At 61.5% G+C, this 14,123-nt stretch carries 11 protein-coding genes; 9 read left to right on the top strand and 2 right to left on the bottom strand.

Features of this window, described 5'->3' with window-relative positions; translation table 11 throughout:
• The first annotated feature begins 64 nt into the window (after positions 1-64).
• The 3 genes from GK109_RS09695 to GK109_RS09705 all read left to right on the top strand — a co-directional run bounded on the left by GK109_RS09695 (position 65) and on the right by GK109_RS09705 (position 3,931).
• Complete coding sequence (locus tag GK109_RS09695) at positions 65-1,312, top strand: M20 family metallopeptidase (RefSeq protein ID WP_370460504.1); 1,248 nt, start codon at positions 65-67, stop codon at positions 1,310-1,312.
• 44 nt (positions 1,313-1,356) lie between these two features.
• Positions 1,357-2,718: an MFS transporter gene (locus GK109_RS09700; RefSeq protein ID WP_197432437.1), complete on the top strand. Its 1,362-nt coding sequence runs from the start codon at positions 1,357-1,359 to the stop codon at positions 2,716-2,718.
• A 1,036-nt stretch (positions 2,719-3,754) separates the two neighbouring features.
• Entirely contained in the window at positions 3,755-3,931 is a 177-nt protein-coding gene (locus GK109_RS09705; RefSeq protein ID WP_137320645.1) for a CsbD family protein, read from the top strand.
• A gap of 845 nt (positions 3,932-4,776) precedes the next feature.
• On the opposite strand, the gene GK109_RS22360 is transcribed toward GK109_RS09705, so the two are convergent.
• Both GK109_RS22360 and GK109_RS09715 read right to left on the bottom strand, forming a co-directional pair.
• The gene (locus GK109_RS22360) at positions 4,777-6,153 is read right to left on the bottom strand and encodes an SLC13 family permease (RefSeq protein ID WP_157240076.1); all 1,377 of its coding nucleotides are present in this window, start codon (positions 6,151-6,153) and stop codon (positions 4,777-4,779) included.
• 1,486 nt (positions 6,154-7,639) lie between these two features.
• Entirely contained in the window at positions 7,640-8,119 is a 480-nt protein-coding gene (locus GK109_RS09715) for a MarR family winged helix-turn-helix transcriptional regulator (RefSeq protein WP_197432438.1), read from the bottom strand.
• A 237-nt stretch (positions 8,120-8,356) separates the two neighbouring features.
• Between GK109_RS09715 and GK109_RS09720 the strand changes: the two genes are divergently transcribed.
• The 6 genes from GK109_RS09720 to GK109_RS09745 all read left to right on the top strand — a co-directional run bounded on the left by GK109_RS09720 (position 8,357) and on the right by GK109_RS09745 (position 13,972).
• On the top strand, positions 8,357-9,100 hold the full coding sequence (locus tag GK109_RS09720) for a glucose 1-dehydrogenase (RefSeq protein ID WP_157240079.1): 744 nt from the start codon (positions 8,357-8,359) through the stop codon (positions 9,098-9,100).
• Between the two features lie 31 nt (positions 9,101-9,131).
• Entirely contained in the window at positions 9,132-10,274 is a 1,143-nt protein-coding gene (locus GK109_RS09725; RefSeq protein ID WP_197432439.1) for a thiolase family protein, read from the top strand.
• Positions 10,275-10,288: 14 nt separating this feature from the next.
• Positions 10,289-10,711, top strand: coding sequence for a Zn-ribbon domain-containing OB-fold protein (locus tag GK109_RS09730; RefSeq protein WP_157240081.1), 423 nt, complete (start codon positions 10,289-10,291; stop codon positions 10,709-10,711).
• Complete coding sequence (locus GK109_RS09735; RefSeq protein ID WP_157240083.1) at positions 10,708-11,919, top strand: CaiB/BaiF CoA-transferase family protein; 1,212 nt, start codon at positions 10,708-10,710, stop codon at positions 11,917-11,919. Before GK109_RS09730 ends, GK109_RS09735 begins: the two co-directional genes overlap by 4 nt.
• Before the next feature lie 28 nt (positions 11,920-11,947).
• Positions 11,948-12,748, top strand: coding sequence for an enoyl-CoA hydratase/isomerase family protein (locus tag GK109_RS09740; RefSeq protein ID WP_157240085.1), 801 nt, complete (start codon positions 11,948-11,950; stop codon positions 12,746-12,748).
• A gap of 66 nt (positions 12,749-12,814) precedes the next feature.
• Positions 12,815-13,972 (top strand): PrpF domain-containing protein, encoded by a 1,158-nt coding sequence (locus tag GK109_RS09745; RefSeq protein ID WP_197432440.1) that lies wholly within the window; start codon positions 12,815-12,817, stop codon positions 13,970-13,972.
• Positions 13,973-14,123: the final 151 nt, after the last annotated feature.

A 14,123-nucleotide genomic window follows, 5' to 3' on the forward strand; every position in this document is an offset into this window, starting at 1 on the left:
TGTCATCAAGTGAGCGGGGGCACGTCACACTCAAGGGATCTGTTTTCCAGTGAAAGGGACTGCTTTGGCTTTACCCGCATCGTCCGCCGACCTGACCGTCGCCCTGCGTGAAGACGCCGCGGCCTTGGCCGGCGATATCGCCGACCTGCGCCATCGCCTGCACCGTGAGCCGGAGATCGGTCTGGATCTTCCGCGCACCCAGGAGAAGGTCCTCACCGCCCTCGACGGTCTGGGCTATGAGATCTCCACGGGCACGGACACCACCTCCGTGACGGCGATACTGCGAGGAACTGCGGGAACACCTGACAGCGGAATGCAGCGCCCGGTAGTGCTGCTGCGCGGCGACATGGACGCCCTGCCGGTACAGGAGAAGACGGGCCTTGAGTACGCATCCGAGATCCCCGGGGCCATGCACGGGTGCGGCCACGACCTGCACACGGCGATGCTCGTCGGTGCGGCGACCCTGCTCGCGACCCGGCGGGACCAGCTGGGGGGCGACGTTGTCCTGATGTTTCAGCCCGGCGAAGAGGGCTTCGATGGAGCCGGTGTCATGATCCGCGAAGGCGTCCTCGATGCCGCCGGGACCCGCCCGGATGCCGCCTACGCGCTGCACGTCATGAGCGCCCTCAGTGACAGCGGGGCCTTCCTCTCCCGACCGGGCGCCGTGATGAGCTCTTCGGACGGGCTGGTCGTGACCGTCCACGGGGCAGGTGGACACGGCTCTGCGCCCTTCGCCGCCAAGGACCCTGTGACGGTGGCCGCAGAAATGGTCATGGCGCTGCAGTCCATGGTCACCCGGCAGTTCGATGTGTTCGACCCGGTCGTGATTTCCGTCGGCATGCTGCAGGCGGGCACCAAGCGCAACGTCATCCCCGACACGGCCCGCTTCGAAGCGACCATCCGTTCCTTCTCCGCGGAGGCCAAGGCGCGGCTGAAGACCTCGATTCCGCGGCTGCTGGGCGCCATCGCCCAAGGCCACGGACTGGAGGTCACGGTCGACTACATCGAAGAGTATCCGCTGACCCTCAACGACGGCGCCGAGTCCGAGTTCGCGCGGCACGCCGTCGACGAACTGTTCGGCCCGGAGCGCTACCGGGAGCTGGCCAATCCGCTGGCCGGATCGGAGGACTTTTCCCGTGTCCTGGCCGAGGTGCCGGGGGCGTTCCTGTTCCTCTCCGCCGTGCCGGAAGGCACCAACTCCACCGAGGCCGCTTACAACCACTCGCCGTTCGCCGTCTTCGACGACGCAGTGCTGGCCGACGGCAGCGCGCTATACGCACGTCTGGCGCTCGAACGCCTCGCGGCCGCCTGATCAAACTTTCCCTTTCCCTATCCCCCTCTTTCCAGGAGACTTCGATGTCCTTCCCCCGCCCCCACACCGCCAAGCAGGCCGACGCGTCCGCCCCAGAGATCCGGCCGCCCCGCTCCAAAGTCATCAAGACGCTGATTGGAACCGGTGCCGGCAACGCCGTCGAATGGTACGACTGGGCCATCTATGCCACCTTCGCTTCCTTCATCGCTTCCCAGCTGTTCAGCAAACAGGACCCCTCCAGCGCTTTCCTCGCAACGCTCGCGATCTTCGCGGTCGGCTTCGTGGCCCGCCCGCTCGGCGGATTCATCTTCGGCTGGATCGGCGACAAGGTCGGCCGGAAGGCATCGCTGACGCTCTGCGTCGGCCTGGCCTCGGTCGGCTCGCTGGTGATCGGCCTGACCCCCACGTACGACTCGATCGGCGCCGGCGCGTCCCTCATGCTGCTCATCGCACGGCTCATCCAGGGCCTCGCGCACGGCGGCGAGCTGCCGAGCGCCCAGACCTACCTGTCGGAAATGGCGCCGCCCTCCCGGCGCGGCTACTGGGCATCGCTGATCTACGCTTCGGGAACGGTCGGCATCCTGTTCGGCACCCTGCTGGGCGCAGTCCTCTCCAGCGCCATCCCGGAATCCGCCATGTCCGCCTACGGCTGGCGCATCCCCTTCCTCCTCGGCGCGGTCTTCGGGCTGGTCGCCCTGGTCATGCGCTCCCGCATGGAAGAGTCCGAACTCTTCAAATCCGAAGCGGCCGCCCATGACGCCGTCGTCCCCGGCCACCCCGCCCCGGCTCGTGGTGGCCTGTTCGCCGATCTGGCCCGACACTGGCGCCAGGCCTTACAGGTCATCGGCCTCACCGTCGGGCTGACCGTCGCCTACTACGTCTGGGGCGTCTCCACCCCCGCCTACGCCATAAACGTGCTCAAGATTGACGCGGCGGAGGCCCTCTGGGCCGGCGTGGCCGCCAACCTGGTGTTCATCATGGCCCTGCCGCTCTGGGGCCGGCTCTCGGATCGGATCGGCCGCAAACCGGTCCTGCTCATCAGCGGCATCGGCAGTGCCCTGATCTTCTTCCCCGCCACCTGGCACGTCCGGGACTCGCCCGTGCAGCTGGGTCTGGCCATGTCTGCCATGCTGGTCTTCATCGCCGGATCCGCCTCGATCATGCCAGCGGTGTACGCGGAGCTCTTCCCCACCGCCGTCCGCACCATCGGCGTGGCCATCCCGTACGCCCTCTGCGTCGCGGCCTTCGGCGGCACGGCAGCCTACCTGCAGGCCGGATTCGGCGTCTGGTTTGGCGACGCCGGCCCGGCCGCTTTCGCACTGTACACGATCGCCCTGCTGCTCGTCGGCGCCGCGACGGTGCTCTCGCTGCGCGAAGGCCGCGGCGTCGACCTCAGCAACCGGTAGCCCGCACCAGATGACCGCGAACTGCCGGAAGTGGCGCCATTCTGCTTCGTATGTGATTCCGTAAGGCACCTGTGCTGTAAGTCCGGACGGCCAAGGTTCCAGGTCCTGTCTTCCTGACGAGGATGCCGCAGCGTATCTCCTGACGTGCTACCTGCTGTTCCTATAGTTAGTCGAAGGGTGAGGACGAGAACGACCGCTGTCCGCCTCAGCGAAGTTAGAGATATGGAAGACGTTCTTTGGTTTCCTGACGGGAGCGGCTGCGCCAGACTTCCCGGAAGACAGCAAGACATTGGTATAAGCCACCAGGTGTGTCTAGCCCGAACACGCTGTTATCTACACAGTTCCCAACTAATCCAATAGGGCGGCTCAAAGCAGGTGTACGAATAGACTCCTGGCGCAGGGAGTGCATGCAGCTTTCACAACGTGATCTCCAGTGTGCGGATGGAGTACACCCAAAGCTGACACACGGTTCCTTGCCTGGTCCTCCGAGCAACCGGAATTGATCTACGTTTGACCGAGAAGTCCGGTCCGCCCGTCCACAGCCGGGGACAATTCTCCTAGGTTATCCACCGCTACTGCTGTCAGGGAGCTACCCCAATGGCTCCCAATTCCAGCCGTGGATAACCTGAATTGACCCCAGCCATGGACGGACTAAAGTCGCAACCAGTTCCGGCCGCGTGATCAGCAAGCACGGGTTCGCCCAGCTGCGGCAAGTTGACGGAATATCCACTATCGGCTCTTTAGGCCCGGATCCAGAAGGGGCTATATTGAGCCCTGTCTCATGGAGAATCTGGGCGCTGACCGGCCTTTCATTGCCTGCAGCGAAGAGAGCTCGCCCCGGCAGCAGCATCACTTCACGAGACGGCTGCGGTCGCGCTAAGCTGCACGTTCCATGCATGTAATAGGTGATTCCAGACCTACCTGCCACCCTTCCTGCGGAGCCTAGACGTTCGAGGGGCTTGAAAACAAGATTCTAAGCATGCTTATTATGTTTGTAGCCGAATGCGAACGGCTGCCAACCAGAGGAGGAAACACCATGGGATTGGGCGACAAGATTGAAAACGCTGCCGAGAAGGCCGGCGGTAAGGGCAAGGAAGCGGCTGGCGCCGCTACGGGCGATGAGAGCCTGCGGACCGAGGGTCAGGCCGACCAGGCTAAAGGCGATTTGAAGCAGGCCGGCGAGAAGGTCAAGGACGCTTTTAAGAAGGACTGACCCAGACCACACCAAAGGGCGTGCTCAGCGAACGGGGCGCGCCCTTTGCTGTGCCCCGGGGGATTCCGAAGTGGGAGCCGGAAACGTGCCGCTTGTGGCTGATGAACACCAATCTGGCACCAAGCTATTTGACGAAATCTCCATTGTCGGCATTTAGATTGGGGTGGGAGCCCGTAGACTGCACCGACTCGATCGTCCTACTGGCGAATGCAGCAGGCCCCGGTACCGTTTACCGGTTGAGGCTTATCTTAACGCCATCAACGTTGCTGAGTAAGTGTCGCGTACCGACGTCGCTTCGTCTTACCCAGATGATGTCAGCTTCCTCGGTCATGGTCTCGATCCGAGCTTGGTACACGAACCCGGACCTGTCGGTGACATTCACCGGGTCGCCAATCTGGAGGTATGTCCATTTTTGTCGCCCAGTTCGGGGATCCTGGCTGATGTTCTGTTTCAAAGGTCTATTCCTTCCCGGAGAGCGTTCTTGGGTCCTCGCAGTGGCAACAGCGAGGCGGGATTCTTCCTTCCCGTGAAAATGGCCGTGCACCGAACCCACGAATGCTGTCACCGTCGGGAATTCTGTGACACCGACCACGGTCGTTGAGTCAGCTGAGGGAAGGTAGGAACAGCGTCGAGCCTGGCGGGTGCAGCGGCGAAGTCAACTCGTTTTCCACGGTGCGACATACACGCATCAGAATCAACCGCCGGCGGCGGTGGGTTGGAACTGGCGGTGGTTATGGAGGAGATGCAGGGTCTTGAATTTGCTTGTTGCGCAAATGTTGCCTCCCGGTGCCAACACAACCCGGGTCACGGCACCTAGGCCGTGACCAGGGTTGTGGGCTGTGCGACTAAAACATCGTGGGCAGCACGAGCGTAGTGACGGTGAGGATTGGCGCGATGATGATCATGGAGAAGCCCCAGCGCATGTAGATCTTTGTCATGCGCGGCCGCTCCTCCTCGGGGGCGCTGGCGACTGCAGTTGCACCTGCAGTGGAGAAGGGGGTGGTGTCTACGAGGCTGGCTGAAAGGGCGAGTGCAACGATCAGTCCGTACCCGACGAAGTTGCCGGTGGCCATGAGTGGAAGCGAGAGCGGAATGAGGGCTCCGAGGATGCCGGTCGTGGATGCAAAGGCTGAGATGAATGCCCCCACCAGGCAGATGACGAAGGCTGCCAGCAACGGCTGGTTGACCGACGCCGCTGCATGTCCGAGCAGTTCCATGGCGCCGACCCGCTCGAGAACTCCAACGTAGGTGACGATGCCGCCGACGAGCAGAATAGTGGACCAGTCGATGCCCCGGAGTGCCGGCTTGGTCCGCGAGGGAAAGAGGATCGAAACGAGGACGGCCAGGCCAAGGGCGAGGACTCCGACGTCGGTTGGGAGGTTCAGGGCCGACAGAACGACCACCAAAGTCACCAGGCAGGCCAATGATATTAGGGACACCTTCTGGAAGATGTTGAGCTTGGGCGTTGTTGTCGGTATGAGTGAATCGGTTGCTGTCACGGTGGTGCGTTCGAGGGTAGACGCGCGGGTTCCGCTCACTGCGCCGGATTCACTTCCCGGCGTTGGTGAAGGCGCGGGGATGCCGTGTCCGGCAGAAGCGAGCTCATCGTCGGTCCCGGTGTCCTTCAGGAGCTTTCGGCCACCAAAGACCAGGAATGCAAAGGCCATGAGCACGGTGTTGAAGGCGATGCCGGCGGCGAAGAGCATGAGGGGGTTTGGCTCGATGCCGCTCTCGGCGGCGATGCGGTTCGTGATCAGACCGTACAGGCTTGTAGGCGCGAAGCCTCCGGCGGTTCCGCCCAAGGTAACAGCCAAGCCCATAAGTACGGGGTCAATCTTGTGTCTGGCAACGAAAATCATGGCAACCGGCGTCAGGGCAACACAGGTCAGCGGCGAGCCCATCGATGCCAGAAGTACGGCCAAAGCAAAGAAGACTAAGGGAATCAGGGCGACTTTGCCCCTAATGAGCCTGAGGGCCCGGTGGATGATCCAATCGACGACACCGGCTTCACGGGCGATGGCGAAGAGGTAGGTAACTCCGACCAGCAGCACGAGAATGCCCACGGGGAAACCGCTCATGGTTTCCTTGAAGGTCTCGCCGGCGAGGAAGAAGCCCACGCCAAATGCCGCAGTCAGGCTTAGTAGTCCGAGATGGATTGGTTTCCATGTCCCGATGATGAAGATGAGCGCCAGGATGGCCAAGGCGGCGATTTGGATAGCCACGTGATGGTCCTTTCGGTGAATAAGTACGGTTGAGAAGGATGTCCCAGTAGCGATGGCCTTCGGTCCGGAACGGCCGAACTACGGTTTTTATCCTTGCGGCATGGGAGCAGTCCTCACTGAGGCCCTCCATGGGCGGAATGTTTTTGCACATGATGCCTAGATCGCGCCTTGTTCAGCCGGCGCCTTGGCTCCCGTGCGGGCTGGGCAATCCGCACCCGGAGTGTGGGATTGGAGGCTTCCGCATCCACCCTGTAGTCGTGCGACGCAATTGACCCAGGGGCAGGGCGTTTAACCAGGCACGTGTTGTTCAAAACCTTCGATAAGCGGCGCATGAACGTTTTTGAGTTCGAACTTTTCGCTTCCCCTGAAGCTTCCATCAGCAAGCCGAAAGAGCCAGGGGTCTCGGGGCGACGATGCCGTCGAGTGTTTCGAAATGCATGCATGTGACTGCTCTCGAATGTTGTGAGGGAAGTCATACAAGCTTGGGGTACAAATAGTCCATGTGTCAAGCGGTACACAAAACGAATAGTACGCAATGCGTATCAATAGGAGGTGGTCGCTAGCCGACGCCCATGGCAGTTCCGACGCTCGCCGAGCCGCATCGCCCCGGACTGCTGTTCGGGAAGATGTGAGAATATCCCCGGTTGTAGGACCTGGGCGATCAGCGGTGCGCCACTACCAACCCTGTTTTGGAGTACAGCCGTCGTCTTCCCTCGTGGCCACGATGCGTTGACGTGAAGGTCGTTCTGATGTCTCGGCCTCAAACGCAATACCTGGTCCGCCTCTGCTACTCGTGGGCGAGTCGGGAGGCGATCATGTCCGGGTGAAGTCCCCGGCGCCCTTATCGACGTTGAAAAATGGTTTCAGCTTCACTGGGTCCGGAAGGCTGCCGCCTCGGTACCCCGCTCCCCCGGGTCACAGTAGGTGCTTATTTACTGTGAGTCTCGCCAATCCTCGCCTGATCATGTTGTTTGGAAAACCTGATCACGTGCTGGTGAATAAGCGGCTGCCCTGCTGAAATTGCAGGCGAAACTATCCCCAGAGCCGCTTCCAAGGGAATTTCCTCCCCTGCGTCAGGAAGGGAAGGAGGCCGGATCTATCGAGGTAATCGATAAGGCTCTTGGTGCGACGGGCAGGTACGCAGGAGCGGCTGGACGGCGTGCGCCTCGTTGCACATCAGAGGCTGCTGAAGCGGGATCAAGGTCCTGGAGCTCCTGACATGCGCTGCAAGGAATCCGGGTGACTGGGGAGGGGCTGTCGAGGCCGACAGGCCAGGAGTCCCCTTGGCGCCTGGCACTGTTTCACAAGGGGGGAAGAATTCAGCGACGAACCCTCCTGAACGCAACACTCACGTCTAACTAGGGATTGGCTCCGGAAAGAGGGCCGCGGGGTTCCCCGGTGTTCGAACGGAGTTTCAGTACCGGCAGCTCACGCCCGCTGATGGTCAGTCAGCGTCCATTCCTGCACCACTGAAGCGGCAACGGCACTATACGTCATCTGGTGAAGTTGCCGTCACCGTTTGGAGTAATTCCCGCAGCTGGTCCAGCTGTTCTTCGGACAGGCGCGAGAAGAAATTCTGCGTCACGCGCTCTGAGATTTGTTCCGCCTCAGCCAGAACCTGATAGCCCTTCTTGGTGAGGAATAGCGCGTAGGCGCGGCGGTCATTTGGGTTTGGCCGTCGTTCGGCCAGGCCAAGTTCCGTGACGTAGTCAAGGAGGCTAACTACAGAACTCGAGTCAGACCAGAGTCCTTCCACGAGGTCTCGCTGTGACGCGCCCTCCCGCAAGGACACGTAGCGGAGGACGGACACATGGCGCGGTTTGAGCTGAAGATCCTCCAACGCCTCTGCGAACATTTTCGTGCACTGCCGGCCGAGTCTACTGAGGAGGTAGAGGGGGTCATTCCAAGACGCTTGAGTCCAAGCCGTGATGCTTTTCGGTGCAGGGGAACCGTTCTTAAGGGGCATGCTGAACATTATTTCATATCGAGTAGTACGTATAGCGTACTATTTCTTCTAGGTACTACTTGACTTACGTACTCATGGACGCTCAAACTGTTAAAACAAGAGACTTCCCCAAGCGGGAGGAACACTGAAGGCCGAGCGCGAAAACGTGCCGTTGCGATTAGTTGCCCGCCTTCGATTCCGATCTCGCGTCCCACACGGGCGCATCGATGATTTTCCGGATCACCAGGAGAAAAGACCATGACTGTAAAAGGACGCGTCGCGCTCGTTACGGGTGCAGCACAAGGGCTCGGGTATACCATCGCCGCCAACCTAGCTCGCGCCGGGGCCATCGTCGTTATCGCAGACCTTCAGGACGACGAAGTCGAGAAGGCCGCCGCAAGAATCGCTGCGGAAGCCAGTGCTGAGGTCTTCGCCGTCTCTGGGGACGTGAGCTCCGCTGAGGACTCGCGCCGCTGGGTCGATACGGCAGTTGAGCGCTATGGCCGTTTGGACATCCTTGTCAACAACGCGGGTATTGCGCGGGACAAAACCATCCGGAAGATGACCGAAGAACAATGGGACGCCGTCATCAGGGTCAACCTTAAGGGCCCCTTCCTCTGCTCGCAGGCCGCTTTGACGCCCATGCTGGAACAACGGCATGGACGCATCATCAGCATTGGTTCTCGCGCTTGGCTGGGCGGCTTCGGCCAGGCCAACTACGCCGCCTCGAAAGGGGGGCTGATCAGTTTCACTCGTACCCTGGCGCTCGAGGGTGCGCGCCATGGTGTCACCGCCAACTGCGTAGTGCCTGCGCTGATGAAGACACCACTGTTTGAGAACGACCTAAGCAAAGAGCGCCAGGAGGAATTGGCTGCCACCGTTCCCATGGGTCGCGTCGGTGAGCCCGAGGAAATCGCTTGGGCCGTGCAGAGCCTCGCCGCTGATGAAGCCGGGTACATCACCGGCCAGCACCTTAACGTTTGCGGTGGTCGTAGCCTGTGACCCCCTCCACCACTCAAGGAAGAAGTGACAAGTGGAACATGAACCGGTAATCGCCGGCGTTGGTGTCACCGCGCAGGGCAAACTCCCCGGCGAAACGAATCTCACCGTCGCTATTGACGCCTTCAAACGCGCGCTGGACGACTGTGGCTTGCAACGCGACGACATCGACGGACTACTCACCGAACCGGGCACAACCGAATTCGGATATGCCTTGGATTACTTGCGCTTGGGCGAGGCGTTAGGCATAAACCCTGCCTCTACCGGGACCATGATGCAGGGTGGGGCCTCAGCAGGAAACCTCATCCAACTTGCCGCCATGGCGGTACAAACCGGCGCCGCGACCGCAGTTGCGTGCGTCTTCGGCGACGTGCCGCGCACCGGGGAGTCCGTTCGCATTAGCGACCAGGCCCACGGCAGTGAAGAGGACTCTTGGGACGCATGGGGAGCCACCGGCGCCATCGCTTGGAGCGCATTGTCAGCAAGCCGCCACATGTCGCTCTATGGCACCACTGAGAGACAACTCGCGCAAGTGGCGGTCGCAGCCCGGGCACATGCTGCCCGGAACCCCGACGCAGTTATGCGGGAGCCGATCTCAGTGGAAGATCACCTCTCCTCCCGTTGGATCGCCGAACCTCTCCGCCTGCTGGACTGCTGCCTCATCACGGACGGCGGCGCCTGCGTCATCGTTACCTCGGCCGAGCGCGCGAAAGACCTGCGTCAGCGGCCCGTGAAGATCGCAGGCATGGGGCAGGCCTTCACTGCACAAAAACTGGGTCACCCAGACTGGTGGTACGGGCCCCACCAACGAACGGCGGTCCAACGCGCGTACAAGACGGCGGGAATCGGCCCTGAGGATGTCCAGGTCGCACAACTTTACGACAACTTCACCATCAGCACGGTCATGTGGGCGGAGCACGCAGGGTTCTGCGCGGTGGGTGAAGGCGGGTCTTTCGTCGATGTTGACAGAATCGGACCGGGTGGATCCCTTCCGATCAACACTCACGGCGGACACCTTTCGGCAGCCCACCCGGAAGGGTGGCTCACTGTCATCGAGGGCGTACATCAGGTCCGCGGCACCGCTGGCGAGCGACAGGTTCCCAAGGCGGATGTATGTCTGGTCACCGGCCGCGGCATGCTCCTTAACTGCGCCAGCGCCCTGGTCCTTACAAAGTAGGAAGGAAAAGGAGAATGTCAGATTCTACGTTTGCCTGGCCCTCACCGACCGTAACCCCCCTTAACGCCCCTTTCTGGAAGGCAGCGGGCCAAGGCCGCCTAGTGCTGCAGCGCTGCCGCTCATGCGACCATCTGCGCTATCCCATCGCCCCGGTCTGCCCGTCCTGCCTTTCGACCCAGACCCAATGGAGCGAAGTATCCGGAAACGGAGAAATATTCGCGCGAACCGTCTATAGGAAAGCGTTCGGAAAGCAGCTGCAGGATGCGGTCCCATACGCGGTCGCCATCGTCCAACTCGACGAGGGCCCACGAATGATCAGCAACATTGCATGCACCGATCTTGAACGCGTCATCGTAGGCGGTCGGGTGAAAGTCTACTTCGATGATGCCGGAGCCGATCTGGGCGTACCGCGGTTTCGACTACTGGAGGAAAAATGAGCGTGCTCGATAACATCCGGGTGCTCGACATATCGCAGGGTGCCGCAGGTCCTACTGCCGCGACAATCCTTGGCGACCACGGGGCCAAGATCACAAAGATAGAGCCCCAGAACGGCGAATGGGGCCGGACCCTCGGTCCCCCATTTTGGCATGATGGCACCGCTGTGGCCGCCGTCCCGATGAACCGGAACAAGCGCAGCCTCGCCCTTGACCTCCGGCGGCCCGACGCCCAGGCTCTTGTCCGGGACATGATAGGCAAAAGTGATGTTTTGGTAGAGAGCTTCCGGCCCGGGGTGATGGCCCGGTTCGGGCTGGACTACGAGGCCGCCCGCCAGATCAATCCACAGCTTATCTACTGTTCCATCACGGCCTTCGGGCCCAGCGGGCCACGTCGGGATGAGCCCGGGGTCGACGGTATCGCGCAGGCGATCGGAGGACTCATGAGCATCACCGGGGTTGAGAACGGCGAACGCGTCAAAGTCGGAGTACCGGTGGCTGACATGTCGGCCGCCCTGCAGGCGGTTCAGGGGATACTGCTGGCCCTGCTGGCTCGTGGAGATATCGGCCGCGGCCAGCATGTGGAAGTATCGCTTTTCGATTCCCTGCTGGCGCTGCAGATGATCCCGCTTTCTATGTACATGCACACAGGGACTGTCCCCACTCCGAAGGGCAGCGGGGCGGCTTACAGCACGCCGAACGAAACTTACAGAACCAGCGACGGCGCGATCATGGTTGCGGCGTATACCCCCGAGCGGTGGCCGAAGTTCTGCAGGACCATCGGCCGGCCCGAACTCGTGGATGATCCAAGGTTCGCCACCAACTCCGAGAGGTTGGCGCACCGATCCGAACTCCGCGAGAACATTGAACGAGCAACCATCAGCGACACCACTTCCTCCTGGCTCGCGAAGCTGCAAGCCAGCGACCTGATGTGCGCTCCTGTCGTCGAATACGACCAACTGGTCATGGACCCCCAAATTCAGGCCAATGACATGATCATTCCCCTGCAGCACCCCAAGGGCGTCGTGAAAACAGTCGGCATTCCTATCAAGCTCTCGGAAACCCCCGGCGCGGTCCAGGGACCGGCGCCGTTGGTAGGCGAAAACTCCCGAGAGATCCTCCGTGAGAACGGCCATTCCGATGTGGAAATCGACTCTCTGATCCGCAACGGCGCTGTTATCGACACTGCTGAGACCCTTTCCACTACCTGAATTCATCAAGTAAGCAATGAGGAGACCAATGACAACCATCGACACCGCCGAAATCACCGGCCTGCGGGTGGAGCGCGAAAACCACATCGCACTCCTGATCCTGGACCGCCCCGACGCCGGCAACTCCCTGAACCCGCCAATGGTCCAGGCCCTGACTCAGGCATGGCAGGACTTTGCTTCCGATGATGATGTTTGGGTGGTCGTCATCACGGGTGCGGGGGATAGGTTCTTTTGCACGGGCAGTGACCTCAAGCAGACCCCGCCGCCCAGCGAGTCCTTTGCCTCCAGCGTTTTGAACGGGCGCACCATTCGCCTTACCCCGCCGATCGGATTCACGAAGCCTGTCATCGCGGCTATCAACGGCATGGCTGTAGGCGGGGGCCTGGAGATCGCACTTGCCTGCGACCTGCGGATCGCTTCCGACACGGCCCAGTTTGGACTCAGTGAAGTTAAGGTCGGCAGCCTGGCTGGCCAGGGCGGAACCCAGCGACTACCGCGCGCCATCCCGCAAGCCATTGCCATGAAAATGCTGCTGACCGGCGACCGGATAGACGCAGCAGAGGCGTTGCGCGTGGGTCTTGTCAGTGACGTCTACGAGGCATCCGCTCTGCGCGAGGAAGCCCTCAACCTGGCGCGCAGGATTTGCAGTGCAGCTCCACTGTCCGTGCGCGCCGCCAAGATGGCTGCCGTCAGAGGGGCGGGACTGCCTCTCGAAGCGGCCCTGGAACTTGAAAACCAGCTGTGGGGTTCCCTTCGCGACTCCGAGGATCGCCTCGAGGGTCGCAACGCTTTCGCCGCGAAGCGCGCACCACTGTGGAAGGCGCGCTGAGTCCCACCGCGAATGCTGGCCGGGCGGCCGACCAATAGAACAACGATGCGAAAAGGAACCAAACCCATGATCGATCCAACGCAAGGCCCCGAAAGGACAGCCAGACCTACGGCCAGCCCCGGCGTCCACCCTGCAGCGATCTATCGGGGCGGAACCAGCAAAGGCGTCCTCTTTCGGGCCGAGGATGTCCCTCCCCTGCCTGATGACGCTCTGGAGGATTGGGTCCGTGCCGTCATGGGCTCCTCTGACCCCCGCCAGATCGATGGACTCGGGGGCGCTGACCTTCTCACAAGCAAATTCGGTATTGTCGGCCCCTCAAAGGACCCCACCTACGACGTCGACTTCACCTTCTTCCAGGTCGGTTTCAGGGAAGCCACCATCGCCCGTGACAGCGCCTGTGGAAATCTTTCGTCCGCAGCGGCCCTCTTCAGCATCGACGAGGGTATCGTCCGCCGCGGTGGGGACGGGCGCACCTTTGTGCGTATCCGGGACGTTAACACCGAAGCCCTGATCCTCGCCGAGGTAGATGACAGGCAAACCCCAGGTCTGAATGGTGAAACCGGCACTGCAGTCTGGCTGGACTTCGCTTCTACCGCTGGCAGCACCACCGGAAGCCTGTTGCCCACCGGCAACGCATGCGACACGATCGATGTTGATGGGTTAGGACAGATCGAAGTCACAATTGTGGATTTGGCCAACCTCGTGGCCTACGTCCGAGCACAGGACGTAGGAGTCGGTGCCCATATGACGCCCGACGCCATCGAATCAGACCCCGTTCTGATGAACACCCTCGAAAAGGTCAGGGGCACGGTAGCAGCCCACCTCGGCATGTGCCCCGACTGGCGGGGTGCGGCCAGCCAGGCGCCAGGAGTTCCGTTCCTCGCACTCATCTCCAACCCCTCGGATGCCCCCGGAAACGAAGCGACCTCTTTGCAGGCTGTGGGATTCGCCATGCGCTCCATACACCGCGCCTACTGGGTCACCGGAGGGGTCTGCACAGCGGTTGCAGCACAAATCAAGGGATCCATTCCCAACAGTGCTGCCCGCATCGACGCCGAACGGCCATTTCGGCTCCGCCATCCTGCCGGCTTCCTTGAAGTGCAGGCCACAGTTACACAGGGCAGCGATGAACATGGTGCGGTGCACCTGACCGTAAACCAGGCCCGGTTGTTCCGCACCGCACGGCGGATCATGACGGGCCATGTTGCCGTCCCAGGCTACTAAGACATTCAGTTGGGCGGACTGGCCATCGACCTAGTAGTCCTATTACCAGGTCTTCGGCACCAGGAAATAGAGTCACCCTGCCTGCTCGTCGTCGGCGAATAGCATCCCTGATAGTCCATGCATTTATGATGCCTAGCTACGCCGGCATCCG

The sequence above is a fragment of the Pseudarthrobacter sp. GA104 genome (assembly GCF_009741265.1).
Lineage (GTDB): Bacteria > Actinomycetota > Actinomycetes > Actinomycetales > Micrococcaceae > Arthrobacter.